We start from the raw sequence: 13,483 nt of genomic DNA, 5'->3' as shown, positions 1-13,483 counted from the left end.
AAGTGAACTCATATGTCACGTTTATTAGAAGTAAAAAATTTAGCTGTATCATTTAAAACATATGGCGGAGAAGTTCAAGCTGTTCGCGGCGTTAACTTCCACTTAAATAAAGGTGAAACGCTAGCAATTGTTGGTGAGTCAGGATCTGGTAAAAGTGTAACTTCACAAACAATCATGCGCCTTATCCCGATGCCTCCTGGCCGAATTAAAAGCGGTGAAATGCTGTTTGACGGCATTGATTTAGCAAAGAAAACGGATAAAGAAATGGAAGCTATTCGCGGTAAGGATATCGGTATGATTTTCCAAGATCCGATGACTTCTTTAAATCCAACAATGAAAGTTGGAGCTCAAATTGGTGAAGTCGTAATCAAGCATTCCAAAGTATCTAAAGCGGAAGCGAAAAAACGTGCAGTCGAGTTATTAACGCTTGTAGGCATTCCTTTTCCAGAACAGCGTGTGAATCAATATCCGCATGAATTCAGCGGAGGGATGAGACAGCGTGTTGTCATTGCGATGGCTCTTGCTTCTAATCCGAAATTACTGATTGCTGATGAACCAACAACGGCGCTTGATGTAACAATTCAAGCTCAAATTTTAGAGTTGATGAAAGACATTCAGAAAAAAACGGATACATCTATTATCTTTATCACCCATGATCTTGGTGTAGTAGCAAATGTAGCAGATCGAGTAGCCGTTATGTACGCTGGTCAAATTGTTGAAACGGGCACAGTGGATGAAGTGTTTTACGACCCAAAACATCCGTATACGTGGGGACTCCTAGCTTCTATGCCAAGCTTAGATAACGAGGCGGAAGAAGAGCTGGCTGCTATTCCTGGAACGCCGCCAGATTTAACGAATCCTCCAAAGGGAGATGCATTTGCAGCGCGAAATCCGTACGCAATGAAAATTGATTTTGAGCAAGAACCTCCAATGTTCAAAATATCGGATACGCACTATGCAAAAACATGGCTCTTACATCCGGATGCACCAAAAGTAGAGCCGCCTGCTTCAGTTCAGCGCCGCATGCGTAAAGTTGATAATGTATACAGTACACCTGTACTCGTAGCGAAGGATGGTGAATAACATGACAGATAAATTATTAGAGATTAAAGGCTTAAAGCAACATTTTTTCACAAGTAAAGGAACAATTAAAGCGGTTGATGGTCTGACGTTTGACATCTTCCGCGGAGAGACGTTAGGTCTTGTAGGTGAATCTGGTTGCGGAAAGTCAACGACAGGCAGAACGATTATTCGTTTATATGACGCTACTAGCGGTGAGGTGCTATTTAATGGCGAAAATGTACATGGTCGCAAATCTCGCTCGGAGCTTAAAAAATTCAATCGTAAAATGCAAATGATTTTCCAAGATCCATATGCGTCACTTAACCCTCGTATGACCGTAGCAGATATCATAGCAGAAGGCATTGACATCCACGGTTTAGCTAAGACGAGAAAAGAGCGTATGGCAAAGGTTCACGAGCTTCTTGAAACAGTGGGGCTCAACAAAGAACATGCAAATCGCTATCCACATGAGTTTAGTGGCGGCCAGCGTCAGCGTATCGGTATCGCAAGAGCACTGGCAGTAGAACCTGATTTTATCATCGCAGATGAACCAATCTCAGCTTTGGATGTATCTATACAAGCTCAAGTTGTTAACTTAATGAAGAAGTTACAGCGTGAACGTGGACTAACCTATTTATTTATCGCCCATGATTTGTCAATGGTAAAATACATTAGTGACCGCATCGGCGTTATGTACAGAGGTAAGATTGTAGAGCTTGCACCAAGTGATGAACTTTATCGAAACCCTGTTCATCCATATACAAAAGCGTTGCTTTCAGCTATTCCGCTTCCCGATCCTGACAGTGAAAAAACGCGTCAGCGCAAAATTTATGATCCAAGTATCCATGATTATAACGGTGAAGAACCGGAGCTTAGAGAAGTATCTCCAGGTCACTACGTGTCTTGTTCTCAAGCAGAGTTTGCCGCATATACAACCTAACAAAAACGATCTCACAACGAGGTCGTTTTTTATTTAGTTATCAAAGAACGCTAAACTTTAAATTGGAAAAAACATGTAAGAACAAGTGACATTAGCGCTTTACAGGTATTATACAATACAGGATTAGAAAATACTATTAAAAATTTTCAGAATTTTATATTTAAGACAAAATATCTATGTTAAAACCTTATAACTAAAGGAATATAAGTGATTAATAATGTTGTTTGTTGAATAATAATTCAAAAATATAAAAGAAGGTAGACGTATGCCTACCTTCTTTTTATAAATCTGCTAAGATATCGCCGTCTTTACGATTTTTGTCAATTTTTAATACTTGATCTGCCGGCTGATAAGACGCACCATATATTTCTTTGTCTTTGTAAGTATGAATTAACTCGTACGTTTTTTTCATTTTATTTAAAATGCTTTCCTCTGTTTCAGAGGTAGGAGACCAGTATAGAATTTCCATCTGATTAACTTCATTTGTAGCTAATGAGCGGCGGTTATAGCCGATTGTTTGAGCATGCTTAAAGTCTGCACGTTTATAAAAATGCAGTCTTTTTGCTGAGTCTGAATCTTTATAGTCTATAGGCTCTACTTCTAGGATAATTGGTTTGTTATGTTGTTTTAACTCATCAATTAATTTACCGCCAAGCCCTTGACCTCTAGCGTCTTTTGAAACAAAGAGGTAATCAATAAAGATAAATTGGTCTGTTTCCACGTACATTAATACGTGATGAGGTCCTTCATTTTTATGATAAATATCGCTGCGTTCTTGTAAAAGCGTTTCGATATGCTTCTTTGATTTCATTTCTTCAATGGGAAAATATTGACTTAGTTTTTCATACCAATTCATAGCACCCTCCTACTGATCTTTTCATGATGATGTTCATAATAGTGTTTAAACAGTTATCTTATCTTTACCCTTTTTAGGGAAAAATAAGCATCTATAATTGAAAATAAGGAAAAATAATAGATTTATTATTCTTAATAGTTAGAAAATTATAGCGGAATAAGAACATATAATGTAAAAAATGGTTTTTATTATATTTTTATTGTAAGTTTATTTGTGAAAATCACAAAAAACTATCGCATTTTTTGTGATTTTTGATAAAATGAACAAAGTGAAGTTTTTTTAATATTGTATTTTATAGATGTGATAGCGGTAAAAATGCAGGTGTGGAACTTGCAATATCAGATTTTTAGTACATACAATGCCTAGAATTATTTGTTTGAAAAATAAGTTAATTAGCCGCTATTAAATGAAATGGACATGTTAGGAGAGAGAATTATGCAAGGGAACACGCAAGAAAAAGAATTAAGCCGTGGACTTGAGGAAAGACATATTAGCTTAATGTCTTTAGGCGCAGCTATCGGAGTTGGACTGTTTTTAGGTTCTGCATCCGCTATTCGGTTAGCAGGTCCTGGTATTCTTATCATGTATGGAATCAGTGGTCTTATTATGTTTTTTATTATGAGAGCGTTAGGTGAAATGGCAGTACAAAATCCAGTAGCCGGTTCTTTTAGTAAGTATGCTAACGATTATTTGGGACCACTCGCTGGTTATTTAACAGGCTGGAACTACTGGTTTATGTGGATTATTACATGTATGGCTGAAATTACAGCCGTTGGAGTATATATGGATTTTTGGTTCCCGGGTGTGCCCCAGTGGATATGGGCACTTGCAGCGCTCGTTATCATGACAGGCGTTAACTTTTTAGCTGTAAAAGCATATGGTGAACTAGAGTTTTGGTTTTCTCTTATTAAAGTAGTAACGATTATCCTTATGATTGTGCTTGGTCTAGGCATGATTATCTTTGGAATTGGAAATGGCGGCATTGCAACAGGAATCAGTAATTTATGGAATCACGGTGGCTTTTTCCCGAATGGTATGAAAGGTGTTCTTCTATCACTTCAAATGGTTATGTTTGCTTACCTCGGTATTGAAATGATTGGGGTAACAGCAGGAGAGGTGAAAAATCCGGAAAAGACGTTAACAAAAGCAATTGATAATGTACTGTGGAGAATTTTGATTTTTTACATCGGAGCTTTGTTTGTTATTATGTCTATTTATCCTTGGCCAGAGATCGGAACACAAGGAAGCCCATTTGTTTTAACATTTGATAAAGCTGGAATTCCCGCTGCAGCAGGGATTATAAACTTTGTAGTGTTAACAGCGGCTTTATCTTCTTGTAACAGTGGGATTTTTAGTACAGGCCGTATGTTATTTAATTTAGCTCAGCACGGGGAAGCACCAAAACGCTATGCCAATTTAACAAAAGGCGGCGTGCCTGGTGCAGCAGTTATTGCTTCAGCTGTTGTACTGCTACTCGGAGTTGGCTTAAACTATGTTGTTCCTGATAAGGTGTTCACGTGGGTGACAAGTATCGCTACTATTGGAGCGATTTGGACATGGGGAATTATTTTACTTTCTCAAATTCGCTTCCGCAGAGGATTAAGTGATCAGCAGGTAAGTGATTTAAAATATAAGCTTCCGTTCTTCCCGTATACGTCGTATCTCGCTCTTGCTTTCTTAGCGGGGGTAGTAGTGGTGATGGGTTTCTCCTCTGATACAAGAATAGCCCTTATTGTAGGTCCGATATGGTTTATTTTGTTGGTTATTATTTACTATTCAAAAGGTTTTCATAAAAGATAAAAAATAAGGCTGAGACAAACCTATTTTTGTTGAAGGGAAATCCGAACGCGTTGAATTCTTGATTAAGAATCTAACGCGTTCGGATTTTTTTGTTTGTAGGGTGAACGTAGGTTTACTGTATGTAGGGGCTTCTAGCTGTTGATTGGAGGACAAGGCGAAGACTTCTGCGGGAAAAGCGAGACAGGCTCACCGCCCGCCCGCGGAAGGCGAAGTCTTGCATGGAAATGAACAGCGGTGTCACAAGCGCAATCCACACGAGCTCATATATCCCGTCTGTTCATCTATAGATGAATGGAGTTATGTCTCAGCCGCATTTTTTTCCAAAAGAAAATGAAGGATTTATTATTTCACTTTTTGCTTTAGTGTGCTAATATATTATATTGTTAAACAAATGAAGAAATAAATAATTTCTATGTTTTAATAGATTAGCATCGAGCTTTCTATGTCAAAAGTTTAAGCTTTTAGAAAGCAAAAGGAGACACAGCAAATGAAAGACAAAAAATGGGGACTTTGGTTTTTAACAGCCTTTGTAGTTGGTAATATGGTAGGCGGCGGAGTATTTATGCTTCCTTCTAATTTAGCAAACGTATCAAGTCCAATTGGTTCAACACTTGCTTGGATTGCAACAGGTCTTGGCGTGTTCATGATTGCTCTTGTGTTCGGGAACTTAGTTATGAGAAAGCCTGAATTAAAAGGAGGGCCTCAAAGTTATGCAGCGAACCTTTTTTCATCGCCTAAAGCAGGTAAAGTAGCTGGGTATAGTATGGCTTGGGGTTATTGGGCAGCAAACTGGGCTGCAACAGCATCTGTCATCATATCGTTTGCGGGATATTTAACAACGTTCTTTCCAGTAATGGAGAGTAAGGATATTTTATTTTCAGTCGGAGATTTTCAATTAGAAGCTGGGAAATTTATTACGTTTTTAGTATGTTCTGTTGTATTATGGGGAATTCAAGCTATTTTGCAGCGAGATATCAATAGCGCCGGTAATATTAACTTTATCACAACGGCAGCTAAAATTATTGGATTCGGTTTATTTATTGTTGTGGCGCTATCGCTATTTAGCGCATCCAACCTCGTCAGTACAGAATTTGTTAATTCAAAGGGTATAAATGTAGGATTAGGAAGTCAGGTCAATGGAGCAGCCATTGCTACGCTGTGGGCATTTATCGGAATTGAATCAGCTGTACTGTTATCTAATCGTGCAAAATCACAAAAAGTAGTAAAGAAAGCAACGCTGCTTGGATTATTAATCTCAATGGTTATCTATGTGGGGATTACACTTCTAGCTATGGGGATTCTTTCGACAGCTCAGCTTCAGCAGTCTCAAAAGCCTTTGGTAGATACGTTAGAAATGGTTATTGAACATAAAGGTGCTTACGTAATGGCCATTTTAGCACTTATATCTTTATTAGGTTCTACTGTTGGATGGATTGTTGTTAGTGCAGAAGTTCCTTATCAAGCAGCAAAATCAGGGTTGTTTCCACAGTGGTTTGCTAAAACTAATCAGAACAATAGTCCAGCCCGCTCACTAACATTAACAAATGGCTTAACACAGTTGTTTTTGTTTGCGACTATTTCAGGCACAGTTTCGCAAGCCTATAATTTCGCTATCGTTGTAGCTACTCTCGCCTATTTAGTTCCTTATTTCGTGACGACAGTTTATCAATTAAAGCTTATTGTGACGGGTGAGACGTACGACACGATTAAAGGATCGCGAGTAAAAGACGGAATTATTGCTTCGTTAGCACTTATTTATTCGCTATGGGTGATTAAGACAGGGACAGCTGATTTAAAAACATTTTTCCTAGGTATTGGCTTATTTTTAATCGGGCTTTTACTGTATCCTATCTTAATGAGACGAGGAAAAAGCACATCAGCTATTAAATAAATAAGAGATTATCTTAAAAGCTTTGCAGAAACGTCATTTCTTCTGCAAGGCTTTTTTAGTGACTGAAAAGTTCGAGGAATTTGTGAAAGAAAAAAATAATAAAAAAAATGAAACTAATCTACAGGTTTATTCGTAATAGTAGTGTGGTAAATAAATAATGAAGAAAATCGGTAATGAAAATAATGACAGTGAAGGAACGAACTAATGTACTAGTTCACTTTAAAAAGTATATCATTCCGATGAAGTTTATAGTATAATGCAAATAGATATTATTTTTTAAAAGTAATTATAAAGTAGTATCGATTTTCATTATCAGTCATTAAATATTTACACTCGTTGAAGTTTGTATAAAACAACATGATTTACAGTTCATGTTTTGAATGTTATGACCGATTATGATAGAAGGAGTGAAGGAGTAAATGGTTACATTATATACATCACCAAGTTGTACATCTTGTCGTAAAGCGAAAGCTTGGTTAGAGGAAAATGATATTGGATATACAGAGCGTAATATCTTTTCAGAGCCGTTATCAATCGATGAGATTAAAGAAATTTTACGTATGACAGAAGATGGAACAGATGAAATCATTTCAACACGTTCGAAAACTTTCCAAAAACTAGACGTTCAGGTAGACGCTATGCCTTTACAAGATTTGTATGAATTAATTCAGCAAAATCCTGGCTTATTGCGCCGTCCGATTATCATTGATGAAAAACGTCTACAAGTTGGTTATAATGAAGACGAAATCCGTCGTTTCTTACCACGTAAAGTGCGTACTTTCCAACTTCGCGAAGCTCAAAGACTTGTGAATGGTTAATTTTTATATTTGTCTGTTTAAGATTTAAATACGAAACCAACCAAGTAACGTTTGCTTGAAGTTGGTATATAAAAAATAAGCAGCAGGGAGCCAAATGGCCTCTGCTGCTTATTTTTTGTCGAAATAGCAGGGAAAATGAAGTATATATGTAATTAATAAAGAAAGAGAGTAATTAAACATATAAAAGTGGTGGTGAACGGATTGGAGCTTTTACAGCTAAAATATTTCCAAGTAGTTGCTAGACTAGAACATATCAGCAAAGCGGCTGAAGAGCTATACGTATCTCAGCCTGCGCTCAGCAAAACGATTTCACAGTTGGAAAAAGAGCTAGGCATTCGTTTGTTTGATCGAAACGGTAAATACATTAAATTAAATCGGTACGGTAAAGCGTTCTGTTCCAAAGTAGAACGTGCTTTAAAAACATTAGAAGACGCAAAGCATGAGCTAAAGGATATGTCGAACGATCCATGTGAAGAAATTCGTCTTGTTGTGTTAGCTAGTTCACATTTACTTCCAGAGCTATTAAGCAGGTTTCGTGAGCAATATCCTCAGGTGCGTTTTCGGCTAATGCAGCATTTGACTAATAGCTATTCACAGCCTGATTTTGATTTATGTATTTCAGCTTTTCCATTAACAACCCGTCAGATCGAACATACTCCTTTACTTCGTGAATCGATTTTGCTTGCAGTCCCTCTTGATCATCATTTAGCCAAGCAATCACGTGTAAAGTTAAATGAACTTAAAAATGAGAAATTCATTGTGCTAAAGAAAGGGAAAGAGCTAAGAAAAATAACGGATGCGATTTGTAAGGAACAGAATTTTGTACCTCAAATTACGTTTGAAAGCGATGATCCAGCAACAGTGAGAGGTTTGATTAGAGCGAAGCAAGGAATAGGTTTTATTCCTGAAGTGACGTGGGGAGGTTCTACAGGAAAAGATGTAAAACTGCTAAAAATTGAAGAAGAAACATTTGAACGTACAATCTTTTTAGCTTGGAACAATGGAGGCTACGTGACGGATTTACAACAAATCTTCAGGCAGTTTGTGATTGATTATTTTAAACATTTACCCTCCGATATGCCTCGTGAATACATATAAGAATCATGACTAAATGTCATGATTTTTATTTCTTTTTCGAATAAATCTAAAATGAACAGTAGAGAAAACTGCATTATGTCATTTTTGATATAAGTATATAACTAAAAATGCATAGGTTATTCAACTTTTTTCCTTTACACTATTTTTAAACCATAAAGTAAACGCTTTCAATGATAGGTTGGGGAGGAAGTAATATGATAATCTTCGGTGTAGCGCTGCTGTCTATTTGCATGTTGATAGGAGTAATTGTAGGGGACGCATTAGGAGGGCTAATGGGAGTAGAAGCCAACGTTGGGGGAGTAGGGGTATCCATGCTTCTTCTTGTACTAGCGGTGGATTATTTAAAGAAGAAAAATAAGCTCCAAGTAAAATCCGAAGAAGGCATTGCTTTTTGGGGAGGAATTTATATTCCTATCGTGGTAGCGATGTCTGCACAGCAAAATGTTGTAGCTGCTCTTGATGGAGGAGGCATGGCGATTCTTGCAGGGGTGGTAGTAGTCGTAGTAGGCTTTTTATCCATACCATTTATCAGCAGAATAGGAGAGAAAGCGAAGGTGAAGGAACAAGAAATAGAGCTTTCTATTTTACCTAAGGAGCAGATAAAATGATGAATATGATTAAAGAAGGGTTAGAAAATAACGGACTGATTACGGCATTTGCTATTATTGGGATTGTCATGTATATTGCCTATTTTTTATCAGATAAATTAACAAAAGGAAGAGTTCACGGATTTGCTATTGCTATTATGTTTGGATTAATTCTTGCTTATATAGGTGGAGTGAATACAGGAGGAGAAAAAGGGATTTCTGATATACAGTTATTTTCAGGAATTGGCTTAATGGGCGGGGGGATGCTGCGAGACTTTGCCATTATTGCTACTGCGTTCGGTGCCAATTTTAGCGAAGTCAAAAAAACGGGAATCAGCGGGATTACGGCCTTGTTTTTTGGGGTTTTCTATTCCTTTGTACTAGGTGTAATTATTGCTCTTTGTTTTGGATATAGAGATCCCGTTGCTTTGACTACAATCGGAGGAGGAGCCGTGACCTATATTGTGGGGCCGGTTTCTGGAACTGCGATTGGAGCCTCTTCTGATATTATCGCGTTAAGTATAGCTGTAGGATTAATTAAATCCATTTCAGTTATGATTTTGACACCGGTATTTGCTAAGAAAATCAAATTAAACAACCCTCGTACAGCAATGATCTATGGAGGAGTTATGGGGACGACGAGCGGTGTGGCAGCTGGTTTAGCTGCGACAGATGTAAAACTTGTACCTTACGGAGCCATGACAGCTACATTTTATACAGGTCTTGGTTGCTTGCTCGTACCATCTATTCTTTTTTTACTCACAGAGATTATTTTTTAAGTGTACAAAGTGTTTTATGAATAAAAGACTGCTGTGCTCATTAAACTAAAGAAAAGGCCATACTAAATAAAAATGTTTAGTATGGCCTTTTCTTTATCATTTAGTTGAACGAAAGCTATTAACAGCCATGCCGCTTATCAGCACAACAGCAATTGTTATAAACGGAATAAATGTTCCTAGAGATGTATGGTCTGCAAAGAATGAATGTAAGTTCTTTTCATGTCCAATCATATTTCCAGCAGTATAAGCTAAAATAGCTGCTCCGCCGTAAACAAGCAGGGGAAACCGTTCCATCAAATACAAAATGAGCTTGCTTCCCCAAACAATAATAGGGACGGATACGAGTAGTCCCGTGACAACCAAGATAATATTTCCATGAGCTGCGCCTGCCACAGCTATTACATTATCTAGTCCCATTACAATATCAGCAAATACAATCGTTCTCACAGCGGCGCCTAACGTCACACCTGCACGAATTGAAGATGCATCGTCACCTTCTGATACAAGCAGCTTAAAGGCAATGATCACTAATAAAAAACCGCCGATGAGCTGCAAGTAAGGAATAGTTAGTAAATAAACAGCTAAAATAGTAAGTACAATGCGAACGATCACAGCTAAGCCAGTCCCTAAAAAAATAGCTTTATTTCGTTGATGTTCAGGTAAATTGCGGCTTGCTAAGGCAATAACAATAGCGTTGTCTCCACCTAATACAATATCGATACCGATAATAAGAAGAATGGAGGTTATTAATTCTAAATCCAATAGTCTTCCCTCCCAATATGTAAGGATAAGTAGCTCATATTGCTTTATCTGTGTTCATTTTTAACAAAAAGCGTTCATAGGGTAAAGAGATTATGTATATAACAAAGTAAGGTGTAAGGTGGCTATGAGTTGTCAGAGTATTTTTTATTTCCTTTCTTTCGCATTTTGTCATAAAATAGATATACAAGGTTCACTCAAATAGTGTATGCTTGTATATCCCAAGTTAGAATGCTTTACAAAGTGAGAAAGTACATGTAATATTGCTTTAACACGGGGGTAAAATAGTCCCTTCATCGTTTAGGGGTAATGTTCGAAATGGCCGGATTACCTTCACTGATTTTTCCGAAGGGAGAGATGATAATGGAAATCGAACGCATTAATGAAAACACAGTAAAATTCTTTGTCACTTACGTAGATATTGAAGAACGTGGATTTGATCGCAATGAAATTTGGTTTAGCCGTGAGCGCAGTGAAGAGCTATTCTGGGAGATGATGGACGAAATTCATCAAGAAGAAGAGTTTGTAGCGGAAGGTCCTCTTTGGATTCAAGTACATGCGCTTGAGAAGGGGCTAGAGGTTATCGTAACAAGAGCACAAGTTTCAAAAGACGGTCAAAAGTTCGAAGTACCTGTTGGTGAAAATGATAAAATCGATATCCCTGTAGATGGAAAAATTGAAGCGTTGCTTGATCATCAAGCGAATCAAAATAAAAAAGCTGATTTTGAAGAAGAAATTATAGAAGACGAAGGGCTACAGTTCGTCGCACGCTTTCAAGACTTAGAACATTTAATTTCCTTAAGTCACCATTTAGAGTTAGATGATATCATCAACAGCATGTACGTGTTTGAAGGGAAATATTATTTATACGTTGAGTTTACAGATGATGAAGACTTTGTAGCTGAAATTGATAACATTTTAAGTATCATTTTAGAATATGCAAATGAATCAAATGTAACAGTTCATCGTTTAATGGAATATGGAAAAGAATTAATCAGTGAAAATGCACTTGAACAAGTAAAACAGTATTTTCCTTTACGATAATAGCAGCCGATTTCATGTATATGAAATCGGTCTTTGTTTTGTCCTCTTTTTTGGAAAAGCTCTCCGCTCATATCGAACAGTATAGGTAGAAAAAGCAGGCGGCTGGTTCCTACACGGGAAAGTGTAGTGTTAAAATACCAAGTTTGAGGATAATAACAGTATAGAGACCTGTTATGAATGATGAAAGATTGGTTTTAGGATAGGTGAAAACAAGTTGAAAAATAGATTACAGCTTTTAATTTTTGTTGTTGGTATTATTGCCTTGCTTTATTTTACAAAAGGGTATTGGGACGGTAAATTTATTGGCGTGCTAAGTATCTTAATTACGATTAGTGTTGTTTTCATCGGTCTTGTTATTTCATTAGAAAACCGTCATCCAACTCAAACGCTAACGTGGCTCGTAGTATTAGGCGGTTTTCCAGTAATAGGGTTCTTTTTTTATTTGTTATTTGGACGCAATACGCGAAAACGGCGTTTATTTGCTAAAAAAGCAAAGCTGGATGAACAGGTGCTTTTAAAGATGGAAAGAGATTCTGGTATATTAGAAAATCACTTTGAACAGTTGGGCACCAGTAGGAAGCAAATGCTGAAGCTAGCCGTGAGGCTTGGCAAGAGTCCCATTTCTTTTTCTTCAGATACGCGCGCATTGACGAATGGAAAAGAGACATTTCACGAAATTATGGAATCTTTAAAGCATGCAAGGCATCATATCCATTTAGAGTATTACATCGTACGACATGATCACTTAGGAGAACAAATTAAAGATATTTTAATTCAGAAAGTACAAGAAGGAGTTTATGTACGTTTCTTGTATGATGCCGTGGGCAGTTTTCAGCTTTCACCGCATTATATTCACGAGTTAAGAAACGCGGGCGTAGAAATGATTCCGTTCTTGCCGGTGAGACTTCCATTTCTCAATAATAAAATCAACTTCCGTAATCATCGTAAAATTGTAGTCATTGATGGAACAATTGGATTTGTAGGAGGTTTGAACATTGGTGATGAATATCTCGGAAAAAGTCGGCATTTTGGCTTTTGGAGAGATACTCATTTGATGGTGAAGGGTGAGGCAGTCCGTTCATTACAGCTTATTTTCTTACAAGACTGGTATTATATGACAGGACAGACAATGCTTACTCAAACATATCTATCGCCGGATTTAATTGACATTGATATGGAAAAGTGCGGCGGTGTTCAAATGATTGCCGGCGGACCAGACCGTGAGTGGGAAATTATTAAACACTTATTTTTTTCGATGATTACGTCTGCGAAAGAGTCCATTTGGATTGCTTCTCCTTACTTCATACCTGATGAAGATATTTTTACTTCTCTCAAAGTAGCTGCTTTAAGCGGTATAGATGTAAGGCTTCTTGTACCTCAGAAGCCCGATAAAAAAATTGTTTTTCATGCATCACGCTCTTATTTTCCTGAGCTGCTAGAAGCAGGTGTGAAAATTTACGAGTATAAAAAAGGATTTATGCACAGCAAGATTGTGATTGTTGATAGAGAAATTGCCTCTATTGGAACAGCTAACATGGATATGAGAAGCTTTCATCTGAATTTTGAAGTAAATGCTTTTTTATATCGCACAGCTAGTACCCAAAAGCTCGTATATGAATATATGCAAGATTTAGAAGAAACGAGTGAGCTTCACTTTAAAGACTTTGAAAAGCGGCCATTTATACAGCGGCTGTTTGAATCAACAGCTCGTTTGCTTTCACCGCTATTATAATCGCTGTAAACCACATTGCGTATGCTGCAATGTGGTTTTTTTTTGAAAGAAAAGGGTTTAGTAGAAAGATGTCGAATACAAGGGTATAGCTCGCTACTATAGGAAGGAGAAATGTAC

12 protein-coding genes are annotated in these 13,483 nt (G+C 37.3%); 10 read left to right on the top strand and 2 right to left on the bottom strand.

Annotated features, from left to right (window positions below; all coding sequences use genetic code 11):
• The first annotated feature begins 12 nt into the window (after positions 1-12).
• Positions 13-1,083 carry an ABC transporter ATP-binding protein gene (locus ACXAE4_RS24240; protein ID WP_028407470.1) on the top strand — a complete coding sequence of 357 codons (1,071 nt, stop codon included), beginning with the start codon at positions 13-15 and terminating at the stop codon, positions 1,081-1,083.
• A 1-nt stretch (position 1,084) separates the two neighbouring features.
• Positions 1,085-2,002 carry an ABC transporter ATP-binding protein gene (locus ACXAE4_RS24235; RefSeq protein WP_028412364.1) on the top strand — a complete coding sequence of 306 codons (918 nt, stop codon included), beginning with the start codon at positions 1,085-1,087 and terminating at the stop codon, positions 2,000-2,002.
• Between the two features lie 280 nt (positions 2,003-2,282).
• On the opposite strand, the gene ACXAE4_RS24230 is transcribed toward ACXAE4_RS24235, so the two are convergent.
• Positions 2,283-2,858, bottom strand: coding sequence for a GNAT family N-acetyltransferase (locus ACXAE4_RS24230; protein WP_028412363.1), 576 nt, complete (start codon positions 2,856-2,858; stop codon positions 2,283-2,285).
• Between the two features lie 435 nt (positions 2,859-3,293).
• On the opposite strand from ACXAE4_RS24230, the gene ACXAE4_RS24225 reads away from it, so the two are divergent.
• The 6 genes from ACXAE4_RS24225 to madM all read left to right on the top strand — a co-directional run bounded on the left by ACXAE4_RS24225 (position 3,294) and on the right by madM (position 9,831).
• Entirely contained in the window at positions 3,294-4,658 is a 1,365-nt protein-coding gene (locus ACXAE4_RS24225; protein ID WP_028412362.1) for an amino acid permease, read from the top strand.
• A 487-nt stretch (positions 4,659-5,145) separates the two neighbouring features.
• On the top strand, positions 5,146-6,549 hold the full coding sequence (locus ACXAE4_RS24220) for an amino acid permease (protein WP_475237103.1): 1,404 nt from the start codon (positions 5,146-5,148) through the stop codon (positions 6,547-6,549).
• A gap of 419 nt (positions 6,550-6,968) precedes the next feature.
• A complete protein-coding gene (gene spxA, locus ACXAE4_RS24215) occupies positions 6,969-7,367 on the top strand; it encodes a transcriptional regulator SpxA (protein WP_013055422.1) in 399 nt (132 codons plus the stop codon).
• A gap of 201 nt (positions 7,368-7,568) precedes the next feature.
• Positions 7,569-8,465 carry a LysR family transcriptional regulator gene (locus tag ACXAE4_RS24210; protein ID WP_475237100.1) on the top strand — a complete coding sequence of 299 codons (897 nt, stop codon included), beginning with the start codon at positions 7,569-7,571 and terminating at the stop codon, positions 8,463-8,465.
• A 194-nt stretch (positions 8,466-8,659) separates the two neighbouring features.
• On the top strand, positions 8,660-9,073 hold the full coding sequence (gene madL / locus ACXAE4_RS24205) for a malonate transporter subunit MadL (protein WP_028412359.1): 414 nt from the start codon (positions 8,660-8,662) through the stop codon (positions 9,071-9,073).
• Positions 9,070-9,831, top strand: coding sequence for a malonate transporter subunit MadM (gene madM / locus ACXAE4_RS24200; protein WP_475237098.1), 762 nt, complete (start codon positions 9,070-9,072; stop codon positions 9,829-9,831). Before madL ends, madM begins: the two co-directional genes overlap by 4 nt.
• A gap of 96 nt (positions 9,832-9,927) precedes the next feature.
• Here madM and ACXAE4_RS24195 read toward each other — a convergent pair whose 3' ends face one another.
• Positions 9,928-10,593: a TerC family protein gene (locus tag ACXAE4_RS24195; protein WP_028412357.1), complete on the bottom strand. Its 666-nt coding sequence runs from the start codon at positions 10,591-10,593 to the stop codon at positions 9,928-9,930.
• Between the two features lie 360 nt (positions 10,594-10,953).
• Here ACXAE4_RS24195 and mecA point away from each other — a divergent pair, with 360 nt between their 5' ends.
• A complete protein-coding gene (gene mecA, locus ACXAE4_RS24190) occupies positions 10,954-11,634 on the top strand; it encodes an adaptor protein MecA (protein WP_013055427.1) in 681 nt (226 codons plus the stop codon).
• A 214-nt stretch (positions 11,635-11,848) separates the two neighbouring features.
• Complete coding sequence (gene cls, locus ACXAE4_RS24185) at positions 11,849-13,366, top strand: cardiolipin synthase (RefSeq protein WP_025749882.1); 1,518 nt, start codon at positions 11,849-11,851, stop codon at positions 13,364-13,366.
• Positions 13,367-13,483 lie beyond the last annotated feature (117 nt).

Source organism: Priestia sp. ABM2_011 (assembly GCF_056158845.1).
This window is presented reverse-complemented; position numbering and strand designations above follow the sequence as displayed.

Bases quoted from the DNA above. Each gene is read 5' to 3' on its own strand.
- ACXAE4_RS24240 (WP_028407470.1), top strand. From the start codon at position 13: ATGTCACGTTTATTAGAAGTAAAAAATTTAGCTGTATCATTTAAAACA.
- ACXAE4_RS24235 (WP_028412364.1), top strand. From the start codon at position 1,085: ATGACAGATAAATTATTAGAGATTAAAGGCTTAAAGCAACATTTTTTC.
- ACXAE4_RS24230 (WP_028412363.1), bottom strand. From the start codon at position 2,858: ATGAATTGGTATGAAAAACTAAGTCAATATTTTCCCATTGAAGAAATG.
- ACXAE4_RS24225 (WP_028412362.1), top strand. From the start codon at position 3,294: ATGCAAGGGAACACGCAAGAAAAAGAATTAAGCCGTGGACTTGAGGAA.
- ACXAE4_RS24220 (WP_475237103.1), top strand. From the start codon at position 5,146: ATGAAAGACAAAAAATGGGGACTTTGGTTTTTAACAGCCTTTGTAGTT.
- spxA (WP_013055422.1), top strand. From the start codon at position 6,969: ATGGTTACATTATATACATCACCAAGTTGTACATCTTGTCGTAAAGCG.
- madL (WP_028412359.1), top strand. From the start codon at position 8,660: ATGATAATCTTCGGTGTAGCGCTGCTGTCTATTTGCATGTTGATAGGA.
- madM (WP_475237098.1), top strand. From the start codon at position 9,070: ATGATGAATATGATTAAAGAAGGGTTAGAAAATAACGGACTGATTACG.
- mecA (WP_013055427.1), top strand. From the start codon at position 10,954: ATGGAAATCGAACGCATTAATGAAAACACAGTAAAATTCTTTGTCACT.